This is a genomic window from Actinomadura litoris (genome assembly GCF_009733595.1).
GTDB lineage: Bacteria > Actinomycetota > Actinomycetes > Streptosporangiales > Streptosporangiaceae > Spirillospora > Spirillospora litoris.
This window is the reverse complement of sequence record NZ_WOFH01000006.1, coordinates 262,232-287,373: the sequence shown is the minus strand read 5'-3', so window position 1 is coordinate 287,373 and position 25,142 is coordinate 262,232. Positions and strand designations below refer to the sequence as shown.

Genomic DNA, 25,142 nt, shown 5'->3' with positions numbered 1-25,142 from the left:
TCGGCGCTCGGACCGGGTCCAAGGAGTTGCCCGTGGCACACCCCGGAGGAGACGGGAAACCGCCTCCTCGCCGGTGGAATTCCCACGCCGGGTTTCCCGTCGCCCCGAACGCCGGGCGACGCATGACCGCTTCCCACCGGGAATGCCCCGTCGGCAGCATCGAATCGGGTGATCGACACCGATTCCGATCACGATGCGCTGGAAATCCGATGCTCTTTGGGGGCCATCATGCAGGTGAACACCGACCCGGCGCCAGGTTCGCTCCACGGCGGCGACGAGTATTTCCGAACGCGTTTCGTCGAGGCCGACCGATTCGACCGCGGCGACATCTGCGCCCTGCTCAGCGGCACGGTCGCGGCCGTCGGGATCAGGCGGCTGCTCTCGCCGCTGCTCTGCGCCGAGGCCATGGCACGGCTCGACGCCGGCGCGCTCGCCCTCGACAGCTACGACCGGCGCCGGGTGCACCCGCCCGTCGCCCGCTTCGGCCCGGCACTCAACGACTTCCGCGAGGGCGACCGGCCCGCCGCCGCCTACTGGACGCAGGCGCGGCGCGCGCGGCAGGTCCGGCGCGCCGCGCTGGGCCGCGTCGACCCCTTCGGCGCGGCGGTCGCCGGGCTGACCCGGGCGTGGGGACGCCCGCCCGCTCCCGCGCGCAACCAGGGCCGCCCGTTCTTCGCGGGGACGCTGCGCGAGATCAACGACGGCGCCCTCGTCCACTGCGACGACGTGCTCCGCGAGTACGGCCCGCACCTGTTCGACGGCGGGCCGCCGATCGCGCAGCTCGCCTTCAACGCCTGGATCTCCACGGCGCCCGAGGGCGGCACGACGCGGGTCTGGCGGCGGCGGTGGCGGCCCGGCGACGCGCCCCTGCGCAAGGGATACGGGTTCGACGAGCGCGTCGTCGCGGGCGAGCAGTGCGTCGAGGTGGCGATGGGACGCGGCGACGCGCTCCTGTTCGACTCGCGGAACTTCCACGCCGTCGACCCGAGCACCGGTGGGCGCCGCCTGGCGGTGGCGTTCTTCCTGGGGTTCGGCTGCCGGAGCGACCTCGTGATGTGGTCGTGAGCATGGCGGTGGACCCGATCTCCTGGTCCGGGCCCACCGCCTCCCCGTCCGGCCCCCTCGCGACGAGGGCCGGGGAACCCGCCGCAGCACTCCTCAGTATGCCTGCGGCAACATCAGTCACGGTGGTGGCCGACGGTTTTTTCCGTTAGAGGTACTTAATGCCGTGCCGTTACGGCTGTCCCCGTCGCCCCGCTGAGCGCCGCCGCGGCGTCCTGGAGGAACTTCAGGAAGGCGAACAGCGCGGGGTTCCGCGAGGTCTCCCGGTGCAGGGCGAAGATCGTCCGATGCTCGGCGGGCTCCAGGGGGAGCACCCGGACGCCCGGGTCGGGCCTGCGCACGAGCGAGCGCGGCACGATCGAGGCCCCGGCCCCGGCCGCCACCAGCGCCAGCGTGACCGCGTAGTCGCGCGTCTCGAACTCGACCCGCGGCTCGGCCGCCGACCGCTCGAAGCCCCGGTCGAAGGCGACCCGGTGCACGTCCCCGGCCCGGCCCGAGATCAGCGGCAGGTCGGCGAGGCGTTCGAGCGTCACCGGCCCCCGGCCGAGCTCCTTGGCGTCCCGGGCCGGGACGATGGCGACGAAGGCGTCCTTCATCAGCGGCGTCCGCAGCAGCCCGGACACCTCGGGGAGCGGGACGCCGGGGTAGGCGTGGCTGACCAGGATGTCGAGCCCGCCGGTCAGCACATCGTCGTGCCCGCCCGGGGGCTCGACGTCCGCGAGCGAGATCCGGGGCCCGGGGTGCTCGGCGCGCATCCGGGTGATCGCGGGCGTGACCAGCGTCAGCGCCGCCGTGGTGAAGCTGCCGACGCGCACCGCCCCCCTGCGCAGCTGGCCCACGTCCGCGACCGCCTGCTCGGCCTCCTCCAGCCGCCGCAGGATGTCCCTGGCCCGCTTGACGAGCTCCTGCCCCTCGGTGGTGAGCACGATGCCCGTGCGGGTGCGGATCGCCAGCGTCGCGCCGACCTCCCGCTCCAGCTTGGCGAGCTGCTGCGAGACGGCGGACGGCGTGTACCGGAGCGCCTGGGCGGTGCCCGCGATCGTGCCCTTCTCGTCCGCCGTGACCAGGATCTTCAGCCGCACCGTATCCAGCATAAGTAGACCTTAAGGCCGAAAGCGATCGCTGAGACTTCCGCTAAAGGCCATCCGCGCTCGCCCGGCGCGACCGCCGCCGCTTCTTCGTCGCCCAGGCGGCGCGGACTCGCCGTGTCCACGGGCAACATCGCCGGGCCCGCGCTGGCCGGCGTCCTGGTCGCGGCGGCCTACCCCGGGTGGGCCATCGCCGCCGGCGCCGCGCCGCTCGCCCGGCTTCGGGCGCGCCGCCGCCGGCCGCCGGCGGCGGGGATCGGGGTTCATCGGGCGCTGGGGCCGACGGGCACCGTCCAGGTCGTCGCGATGCTGGCCGCGCTCGCCGTTCCCGCCGTCCGGGGCCTGCCGGCCGGGGAGGAGACCCCCTCGGGGGATTTCCATGAAGGACATTCAGGAAAGGCCGTATTCGGAGGTAGAGTTAACCGATATGCGTTCAGCCGTCCGCGTCGGCGCGGGTTCGCTCACATGTTCCGGAAGCAAGTATTTCGGCGGCGATCCACGTTATACCGTGCCAATTCCCGTGGACGCGAACATTGCGGCGAAGAGATGTACATAGGGTCATGAAAGCGATACCCGGCAGGTAAATCGCACCTGGTGTTCGCGTCAGCCGAGAGTGACGCAAGGGTGATATTAGATATGGATATTTCGGGCATCGCTGGGCATACACCCACATTCTCTGTTCGGAGTCCGTCATGCCTGTCGCTCCTCCCGCCTTCCCTTTCCTGGCCGACCACGCGCTGCATCCGGCCACCGAACTCGCCGAGGCCCGCCTGAACCAGGGGCCGATCCGCATCCAGCCCCGTTACGGGGCGCCGTGCTGGCTCGTGACCCGGTACGAGGAGGCGCGTTTCGTCATGAGCAGCCCCGCGTTCAGCCGTGACCGCGAGCGCGTCGGGATCAGCCCCGAGGACGTGGCCCGGGTCACGCCCATGGAGGTGACCAGCGGCACCTTCGCCGCGCAGGACCCGCCCGACCACACGCGCCTGCGCCGCTTCATCTACCGCACCTTCACCCCGAACCGGGTGGAGGCCCTGCGGCCGGGCACCCAGGAGATCGCCGACCGGCTCGTCGGCGAGATGGCCGAGAAGGGGCCGCCGCTCGACCTCTACAAGCGGTTCGGGCTGATCCTGCCGGTGGAGGTCATCTGCAACCTGCTGGGCGTGCCCAGCTCCGACCGGGAACGTTTCACCCACTGGACGGAGGGCGTGCTGCTCTCGGAGGGGACGCCCGAACGCGCGGCGGAGAGCGTCGAGCAGATGAACGCCTACCTGGCCGGGCAGGCCGCCCTGCGGCGGCGGCAGCCGACCGACGACCTCATCGGCGCCCTGGTGCGGGCGCGGGTCGAGGGCGACCGGCTCAGCGACGACGAGATCACGAACCTGCTGCGCATCCTGCTCGGCGCCGGGCACGAGACCACCGCCTCGCAGATCCCCAACTTCGTCTACCTGCTGCTGACCGGCGGCGGCTACACGGCGCTCGTCGACCGGCCGGAGCTGGTGCGGACGGCGGTGGACGAGCTGCTGCGCTTCACGCCGCTGCTCACGCAGGGCTCGCTGGCGCGCTTCGTGCTGACCGACGTCGAGGTCGGCGGAACGCTCCTGCGCGCCGGCGACCAGGTGCTCATCGAGCTGGCCGCGGCCAACCGCGACCCGGACGCCTTCGCCGACCCCGAGACGCTGGACCTCGGCCGCAAGGACAACCCGCACATCGCCTTCGGGCACGGCCTGCACCGCTGCGTGGGGGCGTCGCTGGCGCGGATGGAGCTCCAGGTGGCGCTGGCCACGCTGACCCGGCGGCTGCCCGACCTGCGGCTCGCCCGGCCCGCCGGCGAGGTCGACTGGCTGGTCGAGCGGTTCGTCCGGCGCCCGAAGGAGCTTGAGGTCACCTGGTGAGGCGCGCGGGCGGCGGGCTCGTGCCCGCCGTCCGCCGCGGTTCTACCCGCGGCCCGGCCAGTCGGCGTAGTGGACCTCGCCGAGGACGGCGTCGCCGTTCGGCACCAGCGACAGCTCCTCCAGCTCGGTCCCGAAGTAGCGGGCGTGCGGGTCGGTGACCACCTCGCGCGGGTCGTCCCAGGCGGCGAGGGCCTCGCGGAAGAACTCGTCCATGCGGTAGCGGTCGGGCCCGGCGATCTCGACGCGGCCGTTCAGCGGCGTCCCGGCCGCGACCCGGCCGACGGCCGCCGCGACGTCGTCGCCCGCGATCGGCTGGAAGGACACCGGCGCGACCCGGACGGCGCCGTCCTCGGTGGCGTTGTCGGCGATCATCCTGGTGAACTCGTAGAACTGGGTCGCGTGCACGATCGAGTACGGGATCGGCGACTTGGCGATCAGGTCCTCCTGCGCGACCTTCGCGCGCAGGTAGCCGCTGCCCGGCAGCCGCTCGGTGCCCACCACCGACAGCGCGACATGGTGGCCGACCCCCGCCGCCTGCTCGGCCGCGAGCAGGTTGCCGGTGGCGGTGGTGAAGAACTCCAGCACGGCGGCGTCCTCGAACGACGGGGAGTTCGCCACGTCGACCACCGTGTCCGCGCCCGCCAGGACGTCGGCGAGCCCCTCGCCGGTGAGCGCGTCGACGCCGGTGCTCGGCGCCGCCCGCACCGCCTCGTGGCCGTGCTCGCGGAGCCGCGCCGCGAGCTTGGTGCCGATCAGCCCGGTACCGCCGATGATCACGATCTTCATGTTGGTGCCCTTCCGTCCGCCGGGGCCCGGTCGCTCCCCGGTCGCCAGATACGACCGGGCAGCCCGCCGCCCTGTGACAGCTCCGCGGACATTTCCGCGGCAAGCCCCGCCGGGGTCGCCCTAACCGCAGGTCAGAGGTCGAAACGCCGCCGGGAACGGGCGAAGGCGGCGAGCTTGGCGGGGTTCATGACCCACAGCAACTCATAGATGCCCTCGTCCGAGACCGACGACGTCACCAGCAGGAGGTCGGTGCCCTCCCGGGAGAGCAGCACCCCCGGCGCGCCGTTGACCTCGACGGCCTCGGCGTCGGCGTCCGGCCAGAACCGGGGCAGCGCCGAGCACAGCGCCGCCACGCGCTCGGCGCCGGCCACCGGGGTCCGGGCGGCGCCCCTGGCGCCGTCGCCGTCGGCGTGGCTGACGGCGTCGGCGGTCAGCATGCTCTCCAGCGCGGCGACGTCGCCGCGCTGCGCCGCCGCGACGAACGCCTCCAGCAGGCGGCGGTGCTCGGCGCGGCCGACCCGCTCGCGCCGCCGCGCCGCCAGCCGCTTGCGGGCCCGGCTGACGATCTGCCGGGTGTTGGCCTGGGTGAGCCGGAGGATCTCGGCGATCTGCGCGTAGGGGTAGTCGAACGCCTCGCGCAGGACGTAGGCGGCGCGCTCGGTCGGGGTCAGCTTCTCCAGCAGGAGCAGGACGGCGAGCTCCAGCGCCTCGGCCCGCTCGGCGCCCACCGCCGGGTCATGGCTGGTGTCGACGGGCTCGGGCAGCCACGGCCCGACATAGGTCTCGCGGCGCGACCGGGCGGACCGCGCGACGTTGATCGCGAGCCGGGTCGTGGTCCGCGCGAGGAAGCCCGCGGGGTCGAGCACGACGGAGCGGTCGGTGCCCTGCCACCGGACCCAGGTCTCCTGGACGACGTCCTCGGCCTCGACCACGCTCCCGAGCACGCGGTAGGCGATGCCGAACAGGTGCGGGCGCAGCGCGGCGAACGCGGCGGCGGCCTCGTCGAGCGCGCCGTCCGGTGATGCCTGCTCGGAGTGCACCCGCCGACCCCCGTGCGTCGTGGGCGCTCAGCCTATCGGGAGCTTGGGCCGTTCCGGGGGGTGCGGGGGTCGTCCCCCCGCAGGAGACCGGCCCCGGTCAGCGGGGCACCGGTCGCGTCCCGGACGTCCCGGGCGCTCACCCCGGGCGCCGTCTCGACCAGCGCGAACGCGCCGTCGGCCACGTCCAGCACGGCCAGGTCGGTGATCACGCGGGACACGACCGCGCGGCCGGTCAGCGGCATCGCGCAGTCCGCGACGAGCTTGGGCGAGCCGTCCTTCGCGCGGTGCTCCATCAGCGCGAGGACGCGCTTCGCGCCGTGCACGAGGTCCATCGCGCCGCCCATGCCCTTGACCATCCGGCCGGGGATCATCCAGTTGGCGAGGTCGCCGCGCGCGGACACCTGCATCGCGCCGAGCACGGCGACGTCGATGCGCCCGCCCCGGATCATCGCGAAGCTGGTCGGGGAGTCGAAGAACGCCGCGCCGGGCAGCACGGTGACGGTCTCCTTGCCCGCGTTGATCAGGTCGGGGTCGGCCTCGTCGTCGTAGGGGTAGGGGCCGGTGCCGAGGATGCCGTTCTCGGCGTGCAGGACGACGCCGTGCCCGTCCGGGAGGTGGTTGGGGATGAGGGTCGGCAGCCCGATGCCGAGGTTCACGTACTGGCCGTCGCGCAGTTCGGCCGCGGCGCGCGCCGCCATCTGCTCATGGGTCCACGGCATGGTCATCCTCCTGCGGGGCGGGGGCGGACGGTCCGCTTCTCGATCGACTTCTCGGCCGCCTGGGCCGGGGTGAGCGCGACGACGCGGTCGACGAACACGCCGGGGAGGTGCACCGCGTCGGGGCCGATCTCGCCGGGCTCGACGAGCCGCTCGGTCTCCAGCACGGTGAGCCGCCCGGCCATCGCGGCGGCGGGGTTGAAGTTGCGGGCGGCGGCGTGGAAGACCGCGTTGCCGTGCCGGTCGGCGACCGCCGCGCGGACGAGCGCGACGTCGGTGACGATCCCCTCCTCAAGGACCATCTCCCGGCCGCCGAAGACCCGCACCTCCTTCGGGCGCGAGGTCACGGCGGGCGTCCCGTCCGGGTGGTAGCGCAGCGGCAGGCCGCCGTCGGCGACCACCGTGCCGACCCCGGCGGGGGTGTAGAAGGCGCCGATCCCGGCGCCGCCCGCGCGCAGCCGCTCGGCGAGCGTGCCCTGCGGGGTCAGCTCGACCTCCAGCTCGCCCGCGAGGAACTGGCGGCCGAACTCGCGGTTCTCCCCGATGTAGGACGCGACCACGCGGCTGATCCGTCGCTTCTCCAGCAGCAGGCCGAGGCCCGCGCCGTCCACGCCGCAGTTGTTCGACACGATCGTGAGCCCGTCGGCGCCCTGCTCCAGCAGCGCCTCGATGAGGAAGCGCGGGATGCCCGCGAGGCCGAACCCGCCGACCGCCACGCTCGCGCCGGACGGGACGTCGGCGACGGCCTCCGCCGCGGTCGCGATCACCTTGTCCATGGCCCCGACCCTAGGCCGCTTGATTCATATGTTCCAATATAAATACGTTAGTCGTGTGATATGCAATCGGTCTTGATCAGGAGGTCCGGATGGAGCTGCGGCGCCTGCGGTACTTCGTAGCCGTCGCGGACGAGGGCCACTTCGGGCGGGCGGCCGAGCGGCTGCACATCGCGCAGCCGCCGCTGTCCCTCCAGATCAAGAAGCTGGAGGGCGAGGTCGGCGTGACGCTGCTCGACCGCTCGACCCGGCGGGTGGCGCTCACCCCGGCGGGTGAGCGGTTCCTGGGGCGCGCGAGGGCGATCCTGGCCTCGGTGGACGACGCGCGGGCCGAGGCCGTCCGGGTCGCGGCGGGCGAGGTCGGGCGCGTGTCGATCGGCTTCATCGGGACCGCGACCTACGCGATGCTGCCCGCGCTCGCCCGCCGGCTGCGCGCCGAGCTGCCGGGCGTCGAGCTGGACCTCAAGGGCGAGATGCTCACCCCCGACCAGGCCGACGCGCTGCGCGAGGGCAGGCTCGACCTCGCCGTCGTCCGGACGCCGCTCCCGGGCACCGAGCTGGACGTGCGCCCCTTGCGCCGCGAACGGCTGATCGTCGCGCTGCCCGAGGGCCATCCGCTCGCCGACGGAACCGACGTCGATCTGCGGAACCTGCGCGAGGACCACTTCCTGAGCTACCCGTCCCGGCACCGGTCGGTGATCCGCGACGCGGTGCTGGAGGCGTGCCGCCGCGCGGGCTACCGGCCACGCCTGGTGCAGGAGGTCGCGGAGACCTCGACGCTGCTCGTCTTCGTCGCCGCCGGGCTCGGGGTCGCGCTGGTCCCGGAGTCGGTGCGGTACCTGCCGCTTCCCGGCGTGGTGTTCCGCCCGCTGACCGGCAGCCCCGTGCATGTGGAGCTGGCCGTCGCCACCCGGGACGGCGAGGCGTCGCCGCTGGTGGCGCGCGTGCGGGCCGCGCTGCTGGCGATGTACCGGGAGACCTAGGGGGCCTCGCCGCTCCAGGCGGCGCGGAGCAGGCGCGTCACGCCGTCGAGGGTGAGGGGCGCGGGGTTGGCGGGCCGGGCGTCCACGACCTGCGCGGCGATGGGCTCGATGTCGCCCTCCGCCATGCCCAGCTCACGCAGCGAGCGCGGCGCGCCGAGCGAGCCCGCCAGATCGTGGAGGCGGCGCGCGGGGTCCGCGGAGTCCAGCGCCCGCGACAGCGCCTCGACCGCCTCGGGCGCCGAACCCCGGTTGTAGGCGAGCGCGTACGGCAGGACGACCGTGTGGGTCGGCGCGTGCGGGAGGTCGAGCGTCCCGCCGAGCGCGTGGCACACCTTGTGGTGCAGCCCCGTCGTCGTGCCGGCGAGGCACGCCCCGCACAGCCACGACGCGTACAGCGCCCGCGTCCGGGCGTCGAGGTCGGCGCCGTCCGCGGCGACCCCGGGCAGCGCGCCCGCCATCGCCCGCACGCCCTCCACCGCCATCAGCGAGGTCAGCGGCGACCGGTCGGGCGCGTACAGCGCCTCGACCGCGTGCGCGACGGCGTTGAAACCGCTGGTCACCGACACCTCGACCGGCAGGTCGAAGGTCAGGTCCGGGTCGTACAGGACGCTTTTGGGCAGCACCCGCGCGTCGCTGCCGGTCCGCTTGCGGCCGTTCTCGGTGAGGCCCCACCCGGGGGTCATCTCCGAGCCCGAGTACGTCGTCGGGACCGCGACCACCGGCAGGCCGTGCTCCAGCGCGACGGCCTTCCCGAGCCCGATCGCCGACCCGCCGCCGACGGCCACGCAGCAGTCCGCGCCGAGCCGCGCGGCCTCGTCGCGGGCCCGCCGCGCCACCTCCACCGGGACGTGCATGCGCGCCTCGGCGAGCACCCCGGCGGCCCGGTCGCCCAGCGCGTCCGCGACGGCCCGCCCCTCCCCGGGCCGCCTGGGCGAGCAGAGCACGAGGGCGCGGCGGGCCCCCAGCCGGTCGACCTCGTCCGGCAGGGACGCGAGGGAGCCGGAGCCGAACCGCACCCGCATCGGCAGGGCGTCGTAGGAGAAGGACGTCTGGAACATGGGTCAGTCTTCCTGTGCGTGAGCGTCATCGGGGCGGAGGACGACGTCGAAGTTCACCGTCCGGAACGGGTTGGGCAGCCCCGCCCGCGCCGCGCGCTCCGGGTCGTCGACCACGGGGAACTCGCGGACCAGGCTGGGCTTGACCCCGAACACCGCGTCGGAGCCTATGTAGGGCGTGTCCGCGACGAACAGGTGGGTGGTCAGCGTCCGGTATCCGGGCGCCGACACCTCGAAGTGGATGTGCGCCGGACGGTTCGGATGCCGCGCCGTCGCCTCCAGCAGCCTGCCGACCGGGCCGTCCTGCGGGATCGGGTAGTGGCGCGGGACGATCGAGCGGAATCGGAACCGCCCCTCCGCGTCGGCCGTGAACAGGCCGCGCAGGTTCAGCGGGGGCTGGACGTCCGGCTGCTGAACGTCGTAGTAGCCCTCGTCGTTGGCCTGCCACACATCGACGGTGGCACCGGGGACCGGGCGCCCGTCCGCGCCGGTCACGCTGCCCGTGACCAGGCACGGCGTGCCCTTCCCGTCCTCGGCGATGTCGGCGCCCGGCTCGCGCGGCGGCGAGGCGACCATGTGGAAGGGGCCCTCGACCGTGGACTCGGTGAGCCCGCCGCCCGCCCGGTTGTTGATCGTCTCGACCAGCATCGAGACGCCGAGGACGTCGGAGAGCAGGATGAACTCCTGCCGGGTGTCCGTGCACGCCTGCCCGGTCTCGGTGAGGAACCCGACCGCCGCCGCCCACTCCTCCTCGGTCAACCCGACGTCCTTGACGAAGTCGTGCAGATGCCGGACGAGCGAGCCGAGCACGTGCCGCAGCCGCGGATCGGGCGTCGCCTCGAAGCTGGCCGCCACCACCTCCGCCGACCGCCCCTCACTGAACAACTCCGCCGAATCCATGATCACCTTTCGAGTAGGGCGCGGGCCCGGTCACGTCCGGCGGACGGACCGCTGCGGCGCGGCGTGGATCAGCTCGTAGTCGCGCCCGATCGCACCGGTCGCCCGCAGCAGCAGCGGCAGCAGGTCCTCGACCAGCTCGCGCGGGCCGACCTCGGCGGCCAGCGCCGCGACGTTGACGGCCGCGACCGTCCGGCCGTCGCCGTCGCGCAGGGGCGCGGCGACCGAGCGGATCCCGGGCGCCACCTCCCCGTCGGTCGACGCCCAGCCCCGGGCGCGCACCTCCCGCAGCTCGGCCTCGACCTCCGCCACCGGTCTCCGGCGGTGCGCCCGGTGCGGTGACCGGGTCTCGGTGCGCAGCGCCGCCCGCAGGGCGCCGTCGCCCAGGGACGCGAGGAGCACCTTGCCGAGCGCCGTGCTCGCCGCCGGGAGGCGCATGCCCACCTTGATGTTGACCGCGACCACCTTCGGGACCTCGACGCGCGCGACGTAGATGATGTCGGACCCGTCCAGCTCGGCGACGGACGCCGCCTGGTCGGTGCGCTCCACGAGCTCGCGCAGGTGCGGGAGCGCGACCTCCCACAGCCCGGACGAGAGCGTGTAGGCGACGCCGAGCTCCAGGACGCGCGGCGTCAGCACGACCCCCTCGGGCGACGTGCGCGCGTACCCCAGGGTTTCGAGCGTGCGCACGATGCGGCGCGCGGTCGGCCGGGCGAGCCCGGTCGCGGTGGCGATCTCGGTGAGCGACATCGGCACGGGGCGCGAGCCGAAGCATCTGAGGACGTCGAGGCCGCGCGCCAGGGCCTCGACGAAGTCCGGGCCGGCGTCCTCGCGCGGCATGGGGCTCCCTTCCGGCCGGGGTGCGGGCCCGACCGCTGTCCGGTCGGGCGCCCGTATTCGCAACGCCGACTATGCCGCCGACATTCTCGCAGTTCAAGTGCATGAGCATTCAATGAACGACCCGATTGACCGGCGCCGTCCCCCGTCCGATGCTGCGGGCACGCGGCGGTGATGACCGCATGCCGGTCGATCAGCCGTACAACGGTCGCTCCAGTGGAGGCAGTACATGTCGAACAGCGCCACGTCCGCCGACGTCGTCGTCATCGGCGGCGGACCCGCGGGCCTGACGGTCGCGGCCGAGGCCGCGCGCGCCGGGGCCCGCGTCATCGTGGTGGAACGCCGCACGGGCGACACCCATTCGCGGGCCGGGGTGATCCAGCCGCGCGTGCTGGAGCTGTTCGACGCCCGCGGGCTGATGGGCCGGTTCCGGGCGGCGGCGCAGCGGTGGCGGCCCGACTTCGAGGTGCCGCGCTACATCTACGCGGGGCTGAGCGGGCTGCGCTACGACCTGCTGGACAGCAGGTTCCCCTACGCGCTGATCCTGCCGCAGACGACCACCGAGCGCCTGCTCGCGGAATGGGCCGTGGAGCAGGGCGCCGACCTGCGCCGGGGCGTCGACTACACCGGGCACACCGACACCGGCGACGGCGTCGTGGTCACCGCCCTGGACGCCGACGGCGGCACCCTCGAACTCACCGCGTCCTACCTGGTGGGGGCCGACGGGGCGCGCAGCCTCGTCCGCGACACGACCGGCATCCCGTTCGAGGGCCGCAAGACGGCGATGACCGCCGTCGCGGTGGACGCGGACCTGCCCTTCCCCTGGGAGGCGTCGATGCGGATGAAGCGCAACGGGCACGGCTGGGTGCTCGCCTATCCCTTCGGCCGGGGGATCACCCGGTTCATCATCGTCGCCGAGCACCGCCGGAACGTCCACAAGACCGAGCCGGTCACGATGGAGGAGGTCCGGGAGTCGCTGCGGCTGATCTTCGGGAGCGACTTCGGGGTGGCCTCGGCGCGGTGGCTGTCGCGCTACGGCGACGCGCACCGCATGGTCCCCGGGTTCCGGCGCGGGCGGGTCCTGCTCGCCGGTGAGGCGACCCGCGTGCACTATCCGGCCAGCGGCATCGGGATGAACTACTGCATCCAGGACGCGTTCAACCTGGGCTGGAAACTCGGCTGGGCCGCGACGGGCCGCGCGTCCGACGCGCTGCTGGACACCTACCACGACGAGCGGCACCCGGTGCTGCGGGCCCTGATGGACGACGTCGCCGCCCAGTGCGCCCTGCACTTCGACTTCTCCCCCGCCGGGATGGCGCTGAAGGACCTCGTCGAGCGGGAGCTGGTGCCGATCCCCGAGGTCAACGCCGTGCTGCGGAACCGGCTGAGCGGTTTCGGCACGTCCTACCACCGCGACGCCGACGCCCACGCTGCCGACGGAACCCGCGTGAGCGACTTCCCGCTCGTCTCCCCCGCGGAGGCGACCTACACCCGCGTCGCCCAGGACTCCGGTTTCGTCCTCGCCGACGTGCCCGGCGCGCCGCGGTCGCTGCCCGCCGGGATCACCGCCGTGACCGCGTCCGCCGCCGACCTCGCGCGGAGCTTCGGCGCGGCGGCGGTGCTGATCCGTCCCGACGCCTACGTGGCGCGGGCCTGGGCCGAGCGGCCCGGCGACGAGGAGGTCGCCGCCGCCTACGGCGCGGCGACGCGACCGGAGCGGGAGCGGGCATGAGCGGGCGCCTCCTCATCGAGAACGGCTGGGTCGTCACCGGCGACCCGGCGCTCGGCACGGTCGCGGGCTGCGACGTCCTGGTCGAGGACGGCCTGATCAGCGCCGTCGGCCCCGGGCTGCGCGGGCGCGCGGAGCCCGAGGTGATCGACGCGGGCGGCATGCTCGTGTTCCCCGGGCTGGTCGACACGCACAAGCACACGTGGCAGTCCGCCGTCCGGCACCGGTGCGCCGAACTCGACCTGCCCGCCTACTTCGGGGAGATGTTCGGACGGCTCGGCCCGCTGTACCGGCCCGAGGACGTCTACGCCGGGAACCTGCTCGGCGCGCTGTCGGCCATCGACGCGGGCACGACCACGCTGATGGACTGGTCCCACGTCCAGAACTCGCCCGAGCATGGCGACCGGGCCGTCGCGGCGCTGCGCGACAGCGGGATCCGCGCGGTCTTCGGGCACGGCTGGCCGCTCGTGGACCTCCCGGCGTGGATCTCGGGCAGCGACCGCCCGCACACCGGCGACGTCCGGCGGATCCGCCGCGAACTGCTGCCGGACGACGACGGCCTGGTCACCCTGCACCTCGCCGGGCGCGGGCCCGAGCTCTCCACGCTCGCGGCGACCCGCGCCGACCTCGCGATGGCGCGCGACCTCGGCATCCGCGTCTCGATCCACATGGGGTGCGGGCGGGAGTTCGGCGCCATGGCGGCCATCGCGCAGATGGAGCGGGCGGGGCTGCTCGGCCCGGACCTGAACTTCGTGCACTGCGGCGAGTCGTCCGACGACGAGTTCGCGATGATCGCGGACAGCGGCGGGACGGTCGCGCTCGCGCCGCAGCACGAGCAGGCCCTCCCCGGCATCGGCCACACCCCGATCGACCGGGTGCGCGCGTTCGCGATCACGGCCGGGCTGAGCACCGACACCGAGACCGCCGGGGCCGCCGACCTGTTCACGCAGATGCGGGCGGCCCTCGCCGCGCACCGCAACCAGCTCGCCGAGGGCCGCTCGCGGTTCGCCGACCGGGTCGGGCCGTTCACCGTCGCCGAGGTCTTCGCGATGGCGACCCAGGGCGGCGCCGACACGCTCGGGCTCGGCGACCGCGTCGGCAGCCTGACCCCCGGCAAGCGCGCCGACGTCATCCTCGTCCGCGCGGGCGACCCCAACCTGTTCCCCGTCACCGATCCGGTGGCCGCGCTGGTCACCGCCGCGCACCCCGGCAACGTCGACACCGTCCTCGTGGACGGCGTCGTCCGCAAGCGGGCCGGCGCGCTCACCGGCGACCGCTACGACCGCGCCCGGGAGCTGGCGCTGGCCTCCCAGCGCCGCCTCCTCGGCTGACCCTCCCACCCGTTCCGCTCCGAAAGGCCGCCATGTCACTCGACCCCGCCGTCGCAGGGTTCCTGTCCGCGCTGCGCTCCGCCGGCGCGCCGCCCGGCTTCGCCGGCACCCCCGCCGAGATGCGCGAGCGCATGCGCGCCGCGATCGAGGGGAACTGGGACCCCGCGCGGTTCGCCCCCGTGGGGAGCGTCGACGACGTGGCCGTCGCCGGGCTGCGCCTCAAGGTCGTCCGGCCGGTCGCGGACGGGCGAGAGCCCGTCCCGACCGTCCTGTACTTCCACCCCGGCGGCTTCATCACGGGCAGCACCCACCTCATGCAGGACGTCGCGCGGCGCCTCTCGTACGACCTCGGCGCCTGCGTGGTCTCCGTCGGCTACCGTCTCGCGCCGGAGAACCCGTTCCCGGCCGCGGTGCGGGACGCGGCGGCCGCGCTGCGCTGGGTCCACGAGTCGATCGGCGACCTCGGCGGCGATCCCGCGCGGGTCGGTCTCGCCGGGGAGAGTTCGGGCGCCAACCTCGCGGCGGTCACGGCGCTGCGGGCGCGCGGGGAGGGACTCCCGGTCGCGGGCCAGTTGCTCGCCTCGCCGGTGACGAACCTCGCGGCCCGGTACCCCTCCGTCGACCAGAACGCCGACGGCTACTTCCTGACGCGCGACGACCTGGACGTCATCAGAACCCTCTACCTCGGCGGCGACGAGGCGCTCGCCGCCGACCCGCGGGTGTCCCCGGCCCTGGCACCCGACCTGTCCGGCGCCGCCCCGGCGGTGGTCGGGGTGGCGGGCTTCGACCCGCTCCGCGACGACGGCACCGTGTACGCGGCGCGGCTCCTGGAGGCGGGCGTCCCCACCGCGCTGCGCGTCTACCCGGGCCTCATCCACCCGTTCTTCGGCATGCCGGGCCTGTCCCCCGCCGCCGACGCGGCCGTCTCCGAGCTGACCGGGCTCCTCGGAGACCTGCTCGGCTGACCCGGAACACCGAAGGCCCGCCCCCTGAGGGGGCGGGCCTTCGCGCTGGTCAGGGGAGGACGGCCTCGCCGCCCGCCTCCGGAGCGTCCCGCGCGGCCGCCGCCCCGGCCGCGCGGGGGGCGGTCTCGCGGATCAGCAGGGCCACCGCGGCGAGCACCAGCGGCGCCGCGCCGTACAGCAGCAGGGCGTCCGCGAGGTCGCCGGTCGCGTCGGCGACCGCGCCGCCGATCTGCGGTCCGAGCGCCCCGCCCACCGTCTCGCCCACGGCGATCTGGAGGGCGAACGCCGTGGCCATCAGCTCGCGCGGCACCGACTCGCCGGGCACCACGTAGGTGACGAGCGTCAGCGACCCGCCCGCCACCAGCCCGACGACCAGCGACACCAGGAGCATCGGCACCGAATGGGCGAACACCACGAAGCACACCGGCACGAGCCCACTGGCGATGGCGGCGGCGAACAGCGCCGGTCTGCGTCCGACGCGGTCCGACACGGCCGGGGCGAGGACGCTGCCGAGCGCGATGGCGCAGCCGTAGGCGGTGAGGACGAGCGTCGCGGCGCCCCGGGAGAGCCCCTCGTCGTGGAGGTAGGAGGGCGCGAACGTGCCGAACCCGATGCTGGAGCCGATGCAGACGGTCGAGCCGAGGAGGGTCAGCGGGACGTTGCGGTCGGCGAACAGGCGCCGGAAGTCGCGCGCCCTGACGCGCGGGGCGTCCTCGCCGGACGGGCCGCCCTCGCGCATGAAGACCGCGATGAGGGCCGCGACCGCGAGGCCCGGGACGGCGACCAGCGGGAACGCGAGCCGCCAGCCCCATGCGGCGGCGAGTCCGATCATGATGCCGGGCGCCAGCGCGCTGCCGATGAGCAGCGTCCCGGCGATGACCACGCCCATGTCGCGCCCGCGCCGCTCCGGCGGGGACGACCGGGCGACCGCGCCCTGGATCAGGGGCAGGGCGGGACCCTCGCAGAAGCCGATGAGCGCGCGGAGCAGCAGCATCGTCCCGTAGTTCGGGGCGAGCCCGATCAGCCCGACCGAGCAGGAGAACAGCACCAGGCTCGCGACGATCATCCATTTCGTCCTGCCGCCGAGCCGGTCGGAGACGGCGGAGAAGATGAGGCTGGAGACCGCCCACGCCACCGCCGTGACCGAGACCAGTGCCCCGAGGCGGCTGTTGCTCAGGTGCAACTCCTCGCCGATCTGCGGGAAGAGGAAGGTGATGCCGAAGCGGTCGAGGAAGACGATCCCGGCCGCGAAGAACATGATGAGGACGAGGGTGTTCTGCCGATGGACACGCCTGATGGCGGACATGAAAAGACTCCCCATGGGTTGGACCGGGACAAGTGCGGGCGCGCCGAAGAGGGCGCTTCGCGGTGGGGGGAGCTGTGCGGCGCGGCGGTTCTACTCGGCGTCGGCCATGCGCCGTGCCGCGCGGGGGAAGAGGTCGAGCGCCCGGCCGCCGATGGCGGCCGCCTGCTCGGGGGTCAGCGCGCCGCATTCCCCGAGGCTTCTGCGGTTCGTCTCGGCCGTTGACTCAGTCGTGCAGGGCGCGCCCCAGTCGCTGCCGTAGACGATGCGGCCGGCTCCGACCGTCGCCACCGCCGGCAGCAGGGAATGCGGGAACGCCGTCGCCGCGGTGTCGACATAGAGCGAGGAGGTCTGCGCTTCGACGTCGTCCGCCGTCACTCCCTGCGGGACCCATGACTCGTTCCCCAGCAGCCCGAGCCGTCCGGTGAGGGCGGGGAAGGCGCCGCCGCAGTGGGCGATCACGAAGGTGATGTTCCGGAAGCGCGCGAACGTCTTGCGGAAGACCATGTCGAACACCGTCCGCGCGGTGTCGAAGGCCACCTCGTAGAGCGGCGCGGGGTGGTCGAGCGTCGGCGGGAGGCGCGCGTCGGGATGGACGAAGACCACCGCCGCCCAGTCGTCGAGCCGCTCCCACAGCGGATCGAGCGAGGCGTCGCCCAGATGGACGCCGTTGTAGTGCGTCGTCACCGCGAACCCGTCGGCGTCGAGGGCGTCGCGGGCCCGCGTCGCCTCGTCCGCGGCGGCCGGTGGGTCGTCGGTGGGAAGCGCCGCCAGAAGGCCGAACCTTGACGGGTGGCGCCGCACGAGCGACGCGCCGTAGTCGTTCGACGCGCGGAGCCTCCGCAATTCAGCGGGAATATTGCTGAGCATCTGCATCGCGGTTCCTGACGCGTCCATGTACGCCAGGGTCCGTTCCGGCGACCAAAGATGAGGCTCGCGGAAATAGATTCCCTTGGCCAGCATCGCCTGCCAGCCGCGCACGCGCTCGTCCTCCGTGGACGGCGGCGTGAAATGCGCGTGGACGTCGATGTAGCGGCCGTTGAGCGGCGGCATCCCGCCCTCCTTTCAGGCTCAGGCCCTGAACAGGCGCAGACCGTTCTCGATCTCGGCGAGCGGGCTCTGCGCCAGAAGGGGCGCCAGGGCCTCGCGGGCCTCGGCCGGGGACATGAGCGCGGACGGGTCGACCTCGTCGAACCGCCAGCTGCCGGTGTCGTCGTAGATGAACTCGCCCGCCAGCCGCCCCTCGCGGTAGGGCCAGGCGGCGGCGAACCGATGCGAGATCTGATAAGTGCCGTCAGGATCGACGTCCTCGCCCGCGAGCGCGGCGTCGGTTCCTCGCACGACCTGCGCGAAAACGGCCTCGATGAAGATTCCGTAATCGGAGACGGCGACCTGCTCGTCGAGCGCGCCGAACACGTTCACGCCGTTGTCGACGATCTCGCGGTAGAACTCTCGGACCTCCTTCATACCGTCGCACACGTGCGTCCGCCCGCGCTCGGTGAGCCGGTAGAGGGGGTGGTCGACGGTCATCTCGGGGACGAGGATGTCCTCCCAGAAACCCGACACCTCCAGCAGCGCGTGCCTGCGGTAGTTCTTCAGCATGTGCCGGTGCCTCGGGTTCTCGACCACGGCGAGCGCCGCGTCCACCCCGGTGGTGATCTCCCGTACGTCGAAGACCTTCATGGCGTCACTCCTTGGTGGTCCGGGGATTCGGGGTCGTACTCGTAGATCCAGCCGTTGTCGACCAGCGGGTCGGTCGCGGTGAAGGACGCGTCGCGGGCGCGCTGGTCCGGGCCGTCCGGGAGGTGGTTGACCTCCGACCGCGCGTGGCTGACCTCCTGCAACCGGGTCGTGCGGGGCAGGCGCAGCGCCTCGTAGCGCCGCAGCGCCCGGGACGGGTCGGCGGCGTCCTCGGCGAGGCAGCGCGCCAGGACCGCCGCGTCCTCGACGGCCTGCGCGGCGCCCTGCGCGAAGAACGGGAACATGGGGTGCGCGGCGTCGCCGAGGAGCGTGACCGGCCCCCGGCTCCACGCGGGCAGCGGCGCGCGGTCCAGCAGCGCCCAGCGCCCCGGTGCCCGGGCGGCGCGGATGAGGCCGACGAGCCGGGGGTCCCAGCCGTCGAACTCGGCGAGGAACTCCTCGACGGTCGCGCCCGCCGTCCACGACTCCACCGAGTCGCCGCCCGCCGGGGCGAACGCCACGAGGTTCACGAACCGCCCGCCGGAGATCGGGTAGTGCACCAGGTGGTGGCCCGGTCCGATCCAGAGCGTCTGCGCGCGCCGCCGCGCGAACGAGGGTGCGCGCTCGCCCGGCACCAGGGCGCGGAACGCGCACAGGCCGGAGTCGGCGATGTCCCGCGGCCCGGCGACGGCGGCGCGGACCACCGAGTGGACCCCGTCGGCACCCACGACCACGTCCGCCTCGGCGACCGCGCCGTCCGCGAACCGCAGCGCCACGCGCTCGCCCCGGACGTCGAGTGCGACACATTGCGCGCCCAGTCTGACCGCGCCCGGCGGGACGGCGCGCCCGAGGGCCTCCAGCAGGTCGGCGCGGTGCACCGTGTAGGTGTGCTCGCCGTAGAGGCGCTCGCAGGCCGTCGCGAGGTCCTCGGCGGACAGCACCCTCCCGTCCCGCCAGCGCCGGAACTCCCACCCGACCTCCAGCCGGACGGCGCGCTCCAGCAGCGGCCCGAGGACGCCGAGCCTGCGCAGGAGCCGGGCGGCGTTGGGCGCCACCACGAGCCCGGCGCCGACCTCGCGCAGTTCGGGTGCCTGCTCGTACACCGTGCCGCGGAGACCCGCGCGGCGCAGGAACGCGGCGGCCGCGAGGCCGCCGATCCCGCCGCCGATGATCGCGATCTCCGGTGTCCCGCCGTCCGGCCCGAGCATCTCCTGGACTCCCACGGTCGTCGCCTGCGTGCTGACGACGCCATGCTGCCCCGGCGGCCCCTCCCAGGGCGCGCGGCTGGTCATCCTATGGACACCGTCGGCTATCCTCGCGGGTCAACGAGAGGAGGGCCGCGCCATGCCGCGCACCAGCGAGCCGGGCCGGAGCGTCAGCTCCCGCCTCCTGGAGGTGCTGTTCGCGTTCCGGCCGGGCCAGAGCGTGCTGAGCCTCGCCGACCTGGTCCGCAGGACGGGCCTCCCGCACGCGACCGTCCGCCGCCTGGCCATGGAGCTGACCGACGCCGGCGCGCTGACCCGCCGGCACGACGGCCGCTTCACGATCGGCCTGCGGCTGTGGCAGCTCGGCACGCTGGCGCCGCTCACCGAGTCGCTGCGCACGCAGGCCCAGCCGTTCATGGAGGACCTCTACGCCGCGCTGCACCAGCACGTGCAGCTCGCGGTGCTGGAGGGGACCGAGGCCGTGATCATCGAGCGGCTGTCCGCGCCGCAGGCGCCCGAGCTGGTCTCCCAGGTGGGCGGGCGGCTGCCGCTGCACTGCTCGGGGGTCGGCAAGGTCGTCCTCGCGCACGGCGGCGCCGACCTGATCGACCGGGTGCTGTCGGGCCCGCTGCGCAGGTTCACGCCCGAGACCACCGTCGACCCGGGCGCCCTGCGCGCGGAACTGGCCGACTGCCGCCGCACCGGCAACGCGAGCGTGCGCGGCGAGCTGACCCCCGGCGCCGACTCGATCGCGACCCGGATCGTGGACGGCGACGGGCAGGTCGTCGCCGCGCTGTCGGTGGTGGTGCGGGCGGGCTCGGTGAACCCCCGCGCGGTGCTGCCACCGGTGATCGCCAGCGGCCTCGGCATCTCCCGCATGCTCGGCTGGCGCCCCGGAACCAGGATCCGCGACATGTGAACGTTGTCCATTGAATGAACAACGCGCGCCGATCGGCGCCGAGCGGGGCTACCCTGCGCCGGACGCGTCGATCTCGGCCATGTGCTCCTCGGCCCAGTCGCGGACGGCGGCCAGCACCTCCTCCAGCGACAGGCCCAGGTCGGTGAGCCGGTAGTGGACGCGCGGCGGCACGGTCGGCTCCACCCGCCGGACGACCAGGCCGTCCCGCGCCAGGTTCCGCAACGTCACCGACAGCATCTTCTGGGAGACGCCGGGCATCCGCCGCTGGAGTTCGGCGAAGCGCAGCTCGCCCGGGGCGGCCGAGGCCAGCACCTTCACCGCCATCGACGTCCACTTCGTGCCGATGCGGTCCAGCAGCCGCCGGGTCGGGCACAGCGGGTCGAAGAGGTCGCCGCGCGCGCCGCTCCTCGGGGAGGGGGTCACCTGGAACTCACCACCTGTCGCGAAAGTGCCTTCTTGGACCTGCGACACAGGTTACCTATGGTCAGCTTGTCACCATTGGTTACCCCGAAGGGCTCGGCATGGCCTCACTCCCCGCGACGCGGCGGGTCGCCGCCAACGGCATCGAGTTCAACGTGGCGGTGGCGGGGCACGGGCCCGCCGTCCTGCTGCTGCACGGCTTCCCGCACACCTGGCGGCTCTGGACGGAGGTCATCGCCGCGCTCGCCGGCCGCCACCGCGTCATCGCCCCGGACATGCGCGGCACCGGCGGCACCGCCAGGGCACCGGACGGGTACGACGCCGCCACCCTCGCCGCCGACGCCGAGGCGCTCCTCGACGCGCTCGGCGAGCCCGCGGCGGCGGTGGCCGGGATCGACGCGGGCGCCCCGCCGGCGTTCCTGCTGGCCATGCGGCGGCCCGAGCGCGTGCGGCGGCTCGTCCTCATGGAGTCGCTGCTCGGACGGCTGCCCAGCGCCGAGGGCCTCCCCGCGCCCTGGTGGTTCGGCTTCCATTCCGTCCCGGGTCTCGCCGAGACCGTCCTGGCCGGCCATGAGGCCGAGTACGTCGACTGGTTCCTCGACTCCGGCACGCGCGCCCGGGACGTGCCGCGTCCGATCAGGGACGCGTTCGTCTCCGCCTACACCGGCCCGGACGCCCTGCGCTGCGCGTTCTCCTATTACCGCGCGCTGCCCGCGAGCGCCCGCCAGATCCAGGACGCGGCGGACGCGCACCGCCTCACCGTGCCCACGATGGCCGTCGGCGCGCATCCGGTCGGAGACGTCCTCGAACGCCAGTTGCGGCCCCTCACCGACGACCTCACCGGCCACGTGGTCGAGGACTGCGGCCACATCATCCCGCTGGACCGTCCCGACGTCCTGGTCCCGCTGATGAGATCGTTCCTCGCCGGATGGTCGCCACCGGGACCAGCCGCCGGCGGGCCGGGCGGTGCTCGCCCAGGGCGTCGGCGTAGGTGAAGCTCCCCTCCTCCCAGTCCAGGACCGCGATGTCGGCCTCGGCGCCGGGGCGGAGTGCGCCGATCCGTCCCGCCCAGCCGAGCGCGGCGGCCGGGGACGCGGTGGCGGCGCGCACCACGTCGGCGAGCGGCATCCCGAGGGCCAGCCACTTGTTCATGACGGTGAGCAGGCCGGGCGCGAGGGCGGGGAAGGAGCGGCGGCTGAGGTCGCTGCTGATGGTGTCGGGCGGGAAGTCCTGGGCGAGCAGGGCCTCGGCGACGGCGAAGCCGAAGTGGCTCATGCCGTGGCCGCAGTCGAAGAGCACGCCGCGTTCGCGGGCCTCGCGCGCGGCGGGCAGCAGCGCACCGGCGCCGTCCAGCAGGCCGTTCGGCCGCGGTGTCTGGTAGTGGGTCACCATGTCGCCGGGCGACAGCAGCGGCAGCAGTTCGGAGAGCGGCTCGGCGGTGCCGCCGATGTGGACGTGCAGCGGCGTGCCGGTCTCGGCGGAGACGCGCGCGCCCAACTCCAGCATGGGACGGCACGGCCCGCCGGTGATCGTCGCCGACAGCCGCAGCTTGATCCCGACCACGAGGTCGGGGTGCTCGTGGATCAGCCGCGCCACGCCGTCCGGATCCACAAGGTCGGGGCGCAACTCCCCCACCAGCCCGGTCAGCCCGATCCGCGCGAGGTTGAGGTGGCACAGGACGCGGGTGCGCGAGCCGCCCGCGATCCAGCGCCGGAAGCCCGCGAACGTGTCGGTGCCGCTGCTGCCGCCGTCGGCGACGGTCGTGACGCCGCCGCCCGCGCACACCTCGTCCGGCCAGGCGCCGATCGACGTCGCGCCCCAGTAGACGTGCGCGTGCGCGTCCACCAGCCCGGGGCACACGAGCGCGCCCCGCGCGTCCAGCACCCGCGCCGCCGACGCGGGATCGAGGGCGGGCTCCACGGCGGCGATCACACCGCCGCGGACCCCGACGTCGCGGCACCCGTCCAGGCCCTCGCCCGGGTCGAGCACCCGGCCGCCCCTGACCAGCAGGTCATAGACCGGGCCCGTCATCGGGAGGACTCGAAGAACCTTCGCGTGCCCAGCCGGACGAGCCCGAACAGGATCTTGTTCTGGAGGACGCCGAGCAGCATCAGCACGACCAGCACGGAGAACTCGGCGGCCACGTTGATGGCCTCGCTGTAGGTGAGCAGGAGCTGCCCGAGCCCGCCCGCCGACGGCGCGACGAACTCGCCGACGATCGCGCCGATCAGCGCGAACGCCATGCTGATCTCCAGCCCGGACACGATGCCCGGCACCGCCGAGGGCAGCGAGATCCGGCGGAACCGCTGCCAGCGTCCCGCGTGGAACGCCGTCGCCATCTCCAGCCGCGTCTCCGACACGGTCGACAGCGCCGACAGCGTCGCGATCAGCACGGGGAAGAACGCCAGCATCGCCGCGAAGCTGAACTTCATCGTCAGCCCGAACCCGAGCCACAGCGCGCACACCGGTGCGAGCGCGATCTTGGGGAGGGACTGGAACGCGACGACGTAGGGGTAGAGGATGAACCGCGCCGTCCGGGACTCGGCCATCAGCACGCCGAGCGCGACGCCCGCCCCCGCGCCCAGCGCGAACCCGATGAGCGTGGCCTTCCAGGTCTCCCAGGCGCTCTGCCCGACCTGGTCGAGGAACAGGTCCGAGCTCATGATCTCCCAGACCTCGGTCGGCTTGGGGATCACGACCCCGCTGATCTCGAAGCGGGAGATCACGAGCTGGATCGCCAGCACCCCGGCGAGGCCGACCAGCAGGGGCGGCAGCAGCACGAAGGCGGCCGCTCCGAGCGGCCCGGCCAGCGGTGAGCGCCTCGGTTCGAGATCGCGTCGCGGCCTGACGCGTTCGTCCGGCGCCTCGGTCACCTTATTCATTGGGCATGCGCTCCAGTACGAGACGCCGGGCGAGCCGCACCAGCAGCGCGAGCGCCAGCCCGACCACGACCAGGATCATCAGCACGGCGAACTCCTCGGCCAGCCGGTAGTCGCGCTGGTAGACCTGCAAGATCACGCCGATTCCGGCGTTGGCGCTGATCAGCTCCCCGGCGATCGCGGCCAGGAACGACAGCACCACCGAGATCTCCAGCCCGGAGAAGATCGGCACCACCAGCCCGGGGAAGACGATCCGGAGCCGGATCTGGGACTTGGACGCGCCGAACGCGGTCGCCATCTCGATCCGGCCGCGGTCGGTCTCGGCGACGCCAGCCATCGTGCTCACCAGGACGGGGAACAGCGTCGCCGCCGCGACCAGCCCGATCTTGGACTGCATGCCGAGCCCGAACCAGATCACGAAGATCGGCGCGAGCGCGATCGGCGGCAGCGCCTGGAGGGCGAGCGCGTAGGGGTAGAAGCCCTGCCGCAGGATCCGCGACTCGCCCAGCAGCACCCCGAGCACCACCCCGGCCGCGAAGCCGATCAGCAGCCCGAAGAACGCCTCGCCGAGCGTGACGCGCAGCGCCTTCAGGTAGGCGCCCCACTCGCCGGACGGGCCGAGCGCCTTCAGCACCGCGTCCAGCTTCGGCACCGAACTGCCGTCGCCCTGCACGTCCGACGGGAGGATCTGCCAGGCCAGCAGCAGCGCGGCGGTGACCGCGACCAGCCCGCCCCAGCGCGCCGCCGCCCCCAGGTTCGCGGCGGGGGCCGGGGCGGTCATCCGCCGACCCTCTGCTCGGAGGCGAACAGCCGGTCGCGGATCCGCCCGCACACCTCGGCGAACTCCGGCGTCGCCATCAGCTCCTTGGTCCGCGCCTTCGGGAAGGGCGGGGTGACGACCTCCACGACGGTGCCCGGACGCTCGGACAGGATGACCACCCGGGTGGACAGCAGCACCGCCTCGTCGATGCCGTGGGTGATGAGGATCGCGGTCTTGCCCGACTCCCGCCAGATGCGGTTCAGGTCGATGTTCATCTGCTCCCTGGTCAGCGCGTCCAGGGAGCCGAACGGCTCGTCGAGCAGCAGCAGCCGGGGGTCGTCGGCGAGGGCCCGGCAGATCGCGACGCGCTGCCGCATGCCGCCCGACAGCTCCTTCGGACGGCGGGACTCGAAGCCCGCGAGCCCGGCCCGCTCCAGCAGCCCGGTCACCCGCTCGCGGGCCTCGGCGGTGACCTTGCCGTGCAGCTCGACCGGGAACAGGCAGTTGGACATCACGTCCCGCCACGGCAGCAGCGTGGCGTCCTGGAGCGCGATGCCGATGTCGCGGCGCGGCCCGGTGACCGGCTCGCCCCAGACGCGCACGGCGCCCTCGGCGGGGCGCAGCAGGCCCGCGATCATCTTCAGGATCGTGCTCTTGCCGCAGCCGCTCGGCCCGACGATGCTCACGAACTCGCCGGGCTCGACGGTCAGGTCGACGCCCTTGACCGCCTCGACCCCGTGCACGGCCCGCCGGCCGCGGCCCCGGCCCGCGAACACGTGCCGCAGGCCGGCGAGCTCGACGGCGTGCCCTGTCGTCGCCATC

General features: G+C 73.8%; 24 protein-coding genes and 1 pseudogene. 8 read left to right on the top strand and 17 right to left on the bottom strand.

Translation table 11 applies throughout. The features are described from left to right. Positions 1-228 precede the first annotated feature (228 nt). Positions 229-1,065, top strand: a complete 837-nt coding sequence (locus GNZ18_RS18915; protein ID WP_156217824.1) for a 2OG-Fe(II) oxygenase family protein — start codon at positions 229-231, stop codon at positions 1,063-1,065. A gap of 155 nt (positions 1,066-1,220) precedes the next feature. Here the strand turns inward: GNZ18_RS18915 and GNZ18_RS18910 are convergent, their stop codons facing one another. Then, positions 1,221-2,156 carry a LysR family transcriptional regulator gene (locus tag GNZ18_RS18910; protein WP_156217823.1) on the bottom strand — a complete coding sequence of 312 codons (936 nt, stop codon included), beginning with the start codon at positions 2,154-2,156 and terminating at the stop codon, positions 1,221-1,223. Between the two features lie 686 nt (positions 2,157-2,842). Between GNZ18_RS18910 and GNZ18_RS18905 the strand changes: the two genes are divergently transcribed. After that, complete coding sequence (locus GNZ18_RS18905) at positions 2,843-4,042, top strand: cytochrome P450 (protein WP_156217822.1); 1,200 nt, start codon at positions 2,843-2,845, stop codon at positions 4,040-4,042. 42 nt (positions 4,043-4,084) lie between these two features. Here GNZ18_RS18905 and GNZ18_RS18900 read toward each other — a convergent pair whose 3' ends face one another. From GNZ18_RS18900 to GNZ18_RS18885, 4 genes are all read right to left on the bottom strand, one after another. Beyond that, positions 4,085-4,828 carry an SDR family oxidoreductase gene (locus GNZ18_RS18900; protein WP_156217821.1) on the bottom strand — a complete coding sequence of 248 codons (744 nt, stop codon included), beginning with the start codon at positions 4,826-4,828 and terminating at the stop codon, positions 4,085-4,087. A 131-nt stretch (positions 4,829-4,959) separates the two neighbouring features. After that, positions 4,960-5,868: an RNA polymerase sigma-70 factor gene (locus tag GNZ18_RS18895; RefSeq protein WP_312874604.1), complete on the bottom strand. Its 909-nt coding sequence runs from the start codon at positions 5,866-5,868 to the stop codon at positions 4,960-4,962. A 32-nt stretch (positions 5,869-5,900) separates the two neighbouring features. Continuing rightward, entirely contained in the window at positions 5,901-6,587 is a 687-nt protein-coding gene (locus GNZ18_RS18890; RefSeq protein WP_156217820.1) for a 3-oxoacid CoA-transferase subunit B, read from the bottom strand. Between the two features lie 2 nt (positions 6,588-6,589). Continuing rightward, a complete protein-coding gene (locus GNZ18_RS18885; protein ID WP_156217819.1) occupies positions 6,590-7,360 on the bottom strand; it encodes a CoA transferase subunit A in 771 nt (256 codons plus the stop codon). Positions 7,361-7,449: 89 nt separating this feature from the next. Between GNZ18_RS18885 and GNZ18_RS18880 the strand changes: the two genes are divergently transcribed. Next, a complete protein-coding gene (locus GNZ18_RS18880; protein ID WP_156217818.1) occupies positions 7,450-8,340 on the top strand; it encodes a LysR family transcriptional regulator in 891 nt (296 codons plus the stop codon). Here GNZ18_RS18880 and GNZ18_RS18875 read toward each other — a convergent pair. From GNZ18_RS18875 to GNZ18_RS18865, 3 genes are read right to left on the bottom strand one after another with little or no spacing between them, the layout of a single operon-like run. After that, positions 8,337-9,398, bottom strand: a complete 1,062-nt coding sequence (locus GNZ18_RS18875) for a maleylacetate reductase (RefSeq protein ID WP_156217817.1) — start codon at positions 9,396-9,398, stop codon at positions 8,337-8,339. The genes GNZ18_RS18880 and GNZ18_RS18875 overlap by 4 nt on opposite strands. A gap of 3 nt (positions 9,399-9,401) precedes the next feature. After that, entirely contained in the window at positions 9,402-10,295 is an 894-nt protein-coding gene (locus tag GNZ18_RS18870; protein WP_156217816.1) for an intradiol ring-cleavage dioxygenase, read from the bottom strand. A 30-nt stretch (positions 10,296-10,325) separates the two neighbouring features. Beyond that, positions 10,326-11,132: an IclR family transcriptional regulator domain-containing protein gene (locus GNZ18_RS18865; protein WP_156217815.1), complete on the bottom strand. Its 807-nt coding sequence runs from the start codon at positions 11,130-11,132 to the stop codon at positions 10,326-10,328. 226 nt (positions 11,133-11,358) lie between these two features. On the opposite strand from GNZ18_RS18865, the gene GNZ18_RS18860 reads away from it, so the two are divergent. Genes GNZ18_RS18860 through GNZ18_RS18850 form a run of 3 tightly spaced genes read left to right on the top strand, consistent with a single transcriptional unit; the run spans position 11,359 to position 15,154 of the window. Beyond that, positions 11,359-12,861 carry an FAD-dependent oxidoreductase gene (locus tag GNZ18_RS18860; protein ID WP_156217814.1) on the top strand — a complete coding sequence of 501 codons (1,503 nt, stop codon included), beginning with the start codon at positions 11,359-11,361 and terminating at the stop codon, positions 12,859-12,861. Further along, entirely contained in the window at positions 12,858-14,189 is a 1,332-nt protein-coding gene (locus GNZ18_RS18855) for an amidohydrolase family protein (protein ID WP_156217813.1), read from the top strand. Before GNZ18_RS18860 ends, GNZ18_RS18855 begins: the two co-directional genes overlap by 4 nt. 32 nt (positions 14,190-14,221) lie before the next feature. After that, on the top strand, positions 14,222-15,154 hold the full coding sequence (locus GNZ18_RS18850; RefSeq protein ID WP_156217812.1) for an alpha/beta hydrolase: 933 nt from the start codon (positions 14,222-14,224) through the stop codon (positions 15,152-15,154). A gap of 49 nt (positions 15,155-15,203) precedes the next feature. Here GNZ18_RS18850 and GNZ18_RS18845 read toward each other — a convergent pair whose 3' ends face one another. The 4 genes from GNZ18_RS18845 to GNZ18_RS18830 form a co-directional block, all read right to left on the bottom strand. Then, positions 15,204-16,460, bottom strand: coding sequence for an MFS transporter (locus GNZ18_RS18845; protein WP_173390821.1), 1,257 nt, complete (start codon positions 16,458-16,460; stop codon positions 15,204-15,206). Positions 16,461-16,550: 90 nt separating this feature from the next. Then, positions 16,551-17,510, bottom strand: a complete 960-nt coding sequence (locus GNZ18_RS18840) for an amidohydrolase family protein (protein WP_156217810.1) — start codon at positions 17,508-17,510, stop codon at positions 16,551-16,553. Positions 17,511-17,528: 18 nt separating this feature from the next. Beyond that, a complete protein-coding gene (locus GNZ18_RS18835; protein WP_156217809.1) occupies positions 17,529-18,140 on the bottom strand; it encodes a hypothetical protein in 612 nt (203 codons plus the stop codon). After that, the gene (locus GNZ18_RS18830; RefSeq protein ID WP_246249970.1) at positions 18,137-19,429 is read right to left on the bottom strand and encodes an FAD-dependent monooxygenase; all 1,293 of its coding nucleotides are present in this window, start codon (positions 19,427-19,429) and stop codon (positions 18,137-18,139) included. Before GNZ18_RS18830 ends, GNZ18_RS18835 begins: the two co-directional genes overlap by 4 nt. 52 nt (positions 19,430-19,481) lie before the next feature. Here GNZ18_RS18830 and GNZ18_RS18825 point away from each other — a divergent pair, with 52 nt between their 5' ends. Beyond that, positions 19,482-20,261 (top strand): IclR family transcriptional regulator, encoded by a 780-nt coding sequence (locus GNZ18_RS18825; protein ID WP_156217808.1) that lies wholly within the window; start codon positions 19,482-19,484, stop codon positions 20,259-20,261. A 48-nt stretch (positions 20,262-20,309) separates the two neighbouring features. Here GNZ18_RS18825 and GNZ18_RS18820 read toward each other — a convergent pair whose 3' ends face one another. Further along, on the bottom strand, positions 20,310-20,684 hold the full coding sequence (locus GNZ18_RS18820) for a winged helix-turn-helix transcriptional regulator (RefSeq protein ID WP_312874603.1): 375 nt from the start codon (positions 20,682-20,684) through the stop codon (positions 20,310-20,312). Positions 20,685-20,782: 98 nt separating this feature from the next. Here GNZ18_RS18820 and GNZ18_RS42275 point away from each other — a divergent pair. Further along, positions 20,783-21,523 (top strand): annotated as a pseudogene (locus tag GNZ18_RS42275) (alpha/beta fold hydrolase); the annotation flags it as partial. A 28-nt stretch (positions 21,524-21,551) separates the two neighbouring features. Here the strand turns inward: GNZ18_RS42275 and GNZ18_RS41280 are convergent. Genes GNZ18_RS41280 through GNZ18_RS18795 form a run of 4 tightly spaced genes read right to left on the bottom strand, consistent with a single transcriptional unit; the run spans position 21,552 to position 25,141 of the window. Next, positions 21,552-22,712: an amidohydrolase family protein gene (locus GNZ18_RS41280; protein ID WP_156217806.1), complete on the bottom strand. Its 1,161-nt coding sequence runs from the start codon at positions 22,710-22,712 to the stop codon at positions 21,552-21,554. After that, the gene (locus GNZ18_RS18805; RefSeq protein WP_156217805.1) at positions 22,709-23,563 is read right to left on the bottom strand and encodes an ABC transporter permease; all 855 of its coding nucleotides are present in this window, start codon (positions 23,561-23,563) and stop codon (positions 22,709-22,711) included. The genes GNZ18_RS41280 and GNZ18_RS18805 overlap by 4 nt, the downstream gene beginning before the upstream one ends. Then, positions 23,556-24,341 carry an ABC transporter permease gene (locus GNZ18_RS18800; RefSeq protein ID WP_156217804.1) on the bottom strand — a complete coding sequence of 262 codons (786 nt, stop codon included), beginning with the start codon at positions 24,339-24,341 and terminating at the stop codon, positions 23,556-23,558. The genes GNZ18_RS18805 and GNZ18_RS18800 overlap by 8 nt, the downstream gene beginning before the upstream one ends. Beyond that, positions 24,338-25,141, bottom strand: coding sequence for an ABC transporter ATP-binding protein (locus GNZ18_RS18795; RefSeq protein WP_156217803.1), 804 nt, complete (start codon positions 25,139-25,141; stop codon positions 24,338-24,340). Before GNZ18_RS18795 ends, GNZ18_RS18800 begins: the two co-directional genes overlap by 4 nt. Position 25,142: the final 1 nt, after the last annotated feature.